General features: G+C 61.5%; 6 protein-coding genes and 1 pseudogene. 3 read left to right on the top strand and 4 right to left on the bottom strand.

Annotation, left to right across the window (positions count from 1 at the left end):
- The 4 genes from ACILRN_RS15835 to ACILRN_RS15820 form a co-directional block, all read right to left on the bottom strand.
- Positions 1-811, bottom strand: an 811-nt coding sequence (locus ACILRN_RS15835) for a GMC family oxidoreductase (RefSeq protein WP_395689922.1), incomplete at its 3' end; no start/stop codon positions are given.
- Positions 812-848: 37 nt separating this feature from the next.
- Positions 849-1,289, bottom strand: coding sequence for a hypothetical protein (locus ACILRN_RS15830; protein ID WP_395689920.1), 441 nt, complete (start codon positions 1,287-1,289; stop codon positions 849-851).
- A 13-nt stretch (positions 1,290-1,302) separates the two neighbouring features.
- A complete protein-coding gene (locus ACILRN_RS15825) occupies positions 1,303-1,644 on the bottom strand; it encodes a hypothetical protein (RefSeq protein WP_395689918.1) in 342 nt (113 codons plus the stop codon).
- A 100-nt stretch (positions 1,645-1,744) separates the two neighbouring features.
- A complete protein-coding gene (locus ACILRN_RS15820) occupies positions 1,745-2,632 on the bottom strand; it encodes a branched-chain amino acid aminotransferase (protein ID WP_395689916.1) in 888 nt (295 codons plus the stop codon).
- A gap of 92 nt (positions 2,633-2,724) precedes the next feature.
- Here ACILRN_RS15820 and ACILRN_RS15815 point away from each other — a divergent pair, with 92 nt between their 5' ends.
- The 3 genes and pseudogenes from ACILRN_RS15815 to ACILRN_RS15805 form a co-directional block, all read left to right on the top strand.
- Positions 2,725-3,270: a MarR family winged helix-turn-helix transcriptional regulator gene (locus ACILRN_RS15815; protein ID WP_395689913.1), complete on the top strand. Its 546-nt coding sequence runs from the start codon at positions 2,725-2,727 to the stop codon at positions 3,268-3,270.
- A complete protein-coding gene (locus ACILRN_RS15810) occupies positions 3,254-3,946 on the top strand; it encodes a response regulator (protein WP_395689924.1) in 693 nt (230 codons plus the stop codon). Before ACILRN_RS15815 ends, ACILRN_RS15810 begins: the two co-directional genes overlap by 17 nt.
- A gap of 14 nt (positions 3,947-3,960) precedes the next feature.
- Positions 3,961-4,586 (top strand): annotated as a pseudogene (locus tag ACILRN_RS15805) (two-component sensor histidine kinase); the annotation flags it as partial.

Below are 4,586 nucleotides of genomic sequence, written 5' to 3'. Positions count from 1 at the left end.
GGTGGCGCCCGACATGCGGAAGGTCGGCGAGAACCGTGATGCCCTGCGCGCGCAACTCGCTGCCAGGCCCGAGCCCCGACACCATCATCAGTTGCGGCGTCTGAATGGCGCCGCAGGCCAGGATCACCGCCTTCCTGGCCAGTACAGGCCCGCGCGTGGTTTCGGCGCCCGTGGCCCGGCCGTCGTCGAGCAGAAGCCGCAAGGCAAGACACTCTGTCCAAACCTCCAGATGATGCGGCAACGAACTCAGGGGATGGAGATAGGCAACAGACGATGACTGTCGCAGGGTGCCGCTTGCATTGAGTGGAAAAAGGCCGACACCCGCCTTGACCTCCTTTGAAAAATCAACATCCCGGAGCCCGAGTTCACGGCCGGCTTCGATGAAGCAGCGGCTGGCTGGATGGCAGGGCGCTGTTTCGATGACGAGCCGATCTGCCACCTTCTGCCAATAGGGCGCCATGGCGGCAGCATTCCAGCCGTTGGCCCCCAGCCGCTCCCACTCGTCGAAGTCGCTGGGCGGTGGGCGAATGAAGGCGCAATCATTGTGATTGGCGCATCCGCCCAGCAGCTTTGCGCGGGCATATTTGAGCAGAGGCGGCGCGCCAGCAAGCGGTGCTGCGCGGAAACCCCAGTCATAGTCAGGCGTCTGCTCGTCGAGCCGTCTCAGGTCTGTGGCAGCGGGGTCGCCTTCGTCTGGCTTTCCTGCCTCGATCACAATGATGCGGCCGGCGGTCCGTTCAGAAAGCCGGCGCGCAACGATGGCGCCGGCAGAGCCGCCACCAATGATCAGGTAGTCGCACAGCGATGTCATCCAGGCAGCCTGACCGCCCGCAAGATGGAATGCAACGCTATTTCCAGAACGTGGCGGTCTTGGCGTCAGCCTTTTCGGCAACTGCCGCAGCGCAGAACTTGTCCTTGTGCAGGGCTCCCTCGGCCAGGATGATGCCCTTGGCCGTTCCCATCATCAGGGTGATCGCCGTGAAGCGGGCCAGCTGCTCGTCATCCGTGAGGTCGGGCGGCGTATCGGCCAGAACTGCCGTCGTTGCTGTGGCCACCTTGTCGGCGTCAATGTCAATGCCATCGCACAGGAGAGCGGCAGCCGAGCTGTAGGCGATCACGTTGACGATCGCCATCTGCTGGTCATCTAGGATCCCGTCGGTTTCCGAGAGTGCCGCCTTCCAGGCGTCGTCGATGCGCATGTCGTCGGCATGCGCTGGTGCGGTGATCATGGCCAGCGAGGCGGCGAAGACCGCACCGGTGGCGCGGCGGAACAGGGTTGAAGTCGTCATGGGGCGCTCCCGATCAATAGCCATAAACCTTGCGTGTCCAGTTGCCCGAAACGCTGCCGCCGTTGTTGTAGCAGAGGCGCTGTGCGGGATAGCAGACGATGCCCGTGGCAGGGCTGAATGCCTGGTTGAAGTAGGGATCATAGTTGCCCGGCCTGTAGGGAGGAGCATATCCCTCGTAGTAGATCTTCTTCTTCGGGCGGTTGGCATCGGCAATCGCTGCACCTATGGCAAGGCCAGCCACGCCGCCGACGATGGCTGCGCCAGTCGGGCCAATGGACTTGGCCTGAACCACCTGTGGCAGTCCTGCCAGAAGCAGCGCAGCAGCCGCCGCGACAGCAAACATCTTGATTGTCATTCGGTCCTCCTGAAAGAGAATTCAGTCTAGGCAGTCATTGTCAGAGCGTCAAACGGAGAAGTTGTGAACCCGCGCCTACTGCACCGATGCTCCGCCTCGATCATGCTGCACGAGAAGATGGCCTGACGGCATTGCTGTAGGAATCCATCATGGTCCGGCTGATGTTGCCGGGCGTGAAGCGGTAGGGGCCAATCTCTGCCACGGGCGTGACTTCGGCGGCGGAGCCGACAATGAAACACTCATTGAAGCTGGTCAGCTCGTCAGGCATGATTCGCCGCTCGATGATCTCGAGCCCCTGTTGGCGGGCCAGTTCGATTACGGTCTGGCGGGTGATGCCGTTCAGGAAGCAGTCGGCAATCGGAGTGTGGATGGCTCCATCGCGGGTGAAGAAGATATTTGCTCCGGTGCATTCTGCCACACGGCCCTGCCAGTCCAGCATCATGGCATCGGCGTAGCCCTTCTTCTCGGCCTTGTGCTTTGAAATCGTGCAAATCATGTAGAGACCTGCCGCCTTGGCGTGAACCGGCGCGCATTGCGGGTCCGGCCGCCGGTAATCGGCGATGTCGAGCTTGATGCCTTTCATCTTGGTCTCGGGATCAAACATCGAAGGCCAGGCCCAGGTTGCGATTGCCACGTGGATCTTGTTGTGCTGCGCGGAGACGGCCATCATTTCCGAGCCGCGCCAGGCCACCGGGCGCACATACTGGTCGCCGCCACCGTTCAGCGCCACCACCTTGTCCTTGGCAGCGTTCAGCTCCTCGACGGAATAGGGGATCGTGAAATCCATGATCTCGGCAGACTTGTGAAACCGGATGGAGTGTTCTGTCGACTTGAAGATTACGCCGCCATAGGCCCGCTCGCCCTCGAACACGCTTGATCCATAATGCAGCCCATGAGTCAGCACGTGAACACGAGCCTCCTTCCAGGGTACGATTTCACCGTTGAACCAGATCCAGCCGTCGCGCTGGTCGAAGGGAATGGTGGCCATGACGAATTGCTCTCCTGCGGTGAAGGAAGCGCCTCGCCCTTCCTCTCATTTTGGTCTGGTCAAGGCTATCGTGACGGGTTAAATATGTCAACATGGCTGACGTAATTTCTCCCCAGCAAGTGTCGCATCAGGCTGACGCAAGTGCGCCGACCGATCAGGACGTGGTGGCCCTGATCGAACTGATGTTTTTTGCTTATCGCGATTTCGTGTCAGACCCGGATGAAATCCTGCGGCAGTTCGGTTTCGGCCGCGCGCATCACCGCGTGCTGCATTTCGTCGGCCGCGACCCGGGCATGACGGTGCAGCAGTTGCTCGACATCCTGCGCATCACCAAGCAGAGCCTGGCGCGCGTGCTGAAGGAACTGATCGACAAGGGCTATGTCTATCAGAAGGAAGGCGAGGCCGACCGCCGCCAGCGTCTGCTGCATTTGACGGCTGCGGGCGAGGCGCTTCGCCAGCGTCTCATGGCGCCGCAGACGGACCGGGTCCGGCGCGCCCTTGCATCGACGGAGGCTGGTGCAGCGCAATTGTACCGCAAGACGCTTTATAACATGGTCTCACCGGAGAACCGGGCCGCCGTGCGCGACTGGCTCGAGCGCGCCAGCATCCTGGGCGAGGAGACTGTCCGGCGTGGATGACATCCCGCACATTCTGGTGGTGGACGACGACCGGCGCATCCGCAATCTGCTCCAGACCTATCTGATCGACAATGGCTTGAGAGTTACCATGGCAGCCAGTGCCGCCGAGGCTCGCGAGAAGATGCAGATCGTGTCGTTTGATCTTCTGGTGCTCGACATCATGATGCCGGGCGAAACGGGTCTGGCGCTCACCGAATGGCTGCGTCGGGAGGGGCGCATGGTGCCCGTGCTGATGCTGTCGGCACTGGCCGATCCCGCGGATCGGATTGCGGGCCTTGAGAGAGGAAGCGATGACTACCTTGCCAAGCCCTTCGAGCCGCGTGAGCTTCTGCTGCGTGTTCGGCGCCTTCTGCGCCGGCAGGAGCAGCCACCTCGCGCCGAGACTGACGTGAGGTTTGGTCCTTTCGTGTTTCATCCGCAACGTGGTGAATTGCGAAAGGGTGATGATCTCGTTCGGCTCACGACGCGAGAACGAGATTTCCTGCGGCGGCTTGCGGCCCGTGCCGGGCAGCCGGTGGCGCGCAGCGAGCTGGCGCCCGATGGCGCTGACGACGAAGTCTCGCGCAGTGTCGACGTCCAGATCAATCGGCTTCGCCAGAAGATCGAACAAGACCCTGCCAACCCTGTCCATCTGCAGACTGTCCGCGGTACTGGCTATGTGCTGCATGTTGACTGAGGGCCGCTGAAACCATGGGCAGCAATCGTCTCTACAACGGGTTCAATGCCTTCCTGGAACGCCACATGCCGGAAGGGCTCTTCCCGCGTGCGCTCATCATCCTGGTGGCCCCCGTCATCCTTCTCCAGACGATCATGACGGGCCTGATCCTCGACCGTCATTTTGAGAATGTATCGCGCCTGCTGGCTCGGTCCTTTGCGCGGGACGTGAGCCTGCTCATCCAGCTCTATGACGAGTCAGACCGGAGCCTCGCAGCCGAGCGGCGGATAGAGAACCTCGCAAATGAGACACTGGGGCTCAAGCTCTCCATCGTCAGAGGCACGCTGCCGGCGCCTCTGCCTGATCCCTTCTTCTCCCGCGTTGATACGCGCCTCAAGCGCGAACTGACTGTCCAGATGGGGCGTGACTTCTGGATTGATACCCGCAAGCTGCCAGACTTCGTGGATGTGCGTGTCAAGGCTGGTGAAGACACGGTTTTCCATTTCCTGACCGGAGGCGAGCGGACATCTGCGACCAGCACGGACATCCTGCTGGCCATGATGGTCGTGTCCTCGGTGCTGCTTCTCGCCATTGCCATTATCTTTCTCCGCAATCAGATCCGACCGATCACCGATCTGGCGCGCGCCGCGCAGAGTTTCGG

This window comes from Aestuariivirga sp., from assembly GCF_044238155.1.
Classification (GTDB): domain Bacteria; phylum Pseudomonadota; class Alphaproteobacteria; order Rhizobiales; family Aestuariivirgaceae; genus Aestuariivirga.
The sequence above is the reverse complement of the archived record's forward strand: the minus strand, read 5'-3'. Positions and strand labels throughout refer to the sequence as shown.

What these genes read in the sequence shown, in the direction of transcription:
- ACILRN_RS15815 (WP_395689913.1), top strand. Translation starts at nt 2,725, where the DNA reads ATGGCTGACGTAATTTCTCCCCAGCAAGTGTCGCATCAGGCTGACGCA.
- ACILRN_RS15825 (WP_395689918.1), bottom strand. Translation starts at nt 1,644, where the DNA reads ATGACAATCAAGATGTTTGCTGTCGCGGCGGCTGCTGCGCTGCTTCTG.
- ACILRN_RS15830 (WP_395689920.1), bottom strand. Translation starts at nt 1,289, where the DNA reads ATGACGACTTCAACCCTGTTCCGCCGCGCCACCGGTGCGGTCTTCGCC.
- ACILRN_RS15820 (WP_395689916.1), bottom strand. Translation starts at nt 2,632, where the DNA reads ATGGCCACCATTCCCTTCGACCAGCGCGACGGCTGGATCTGGTTCAAC.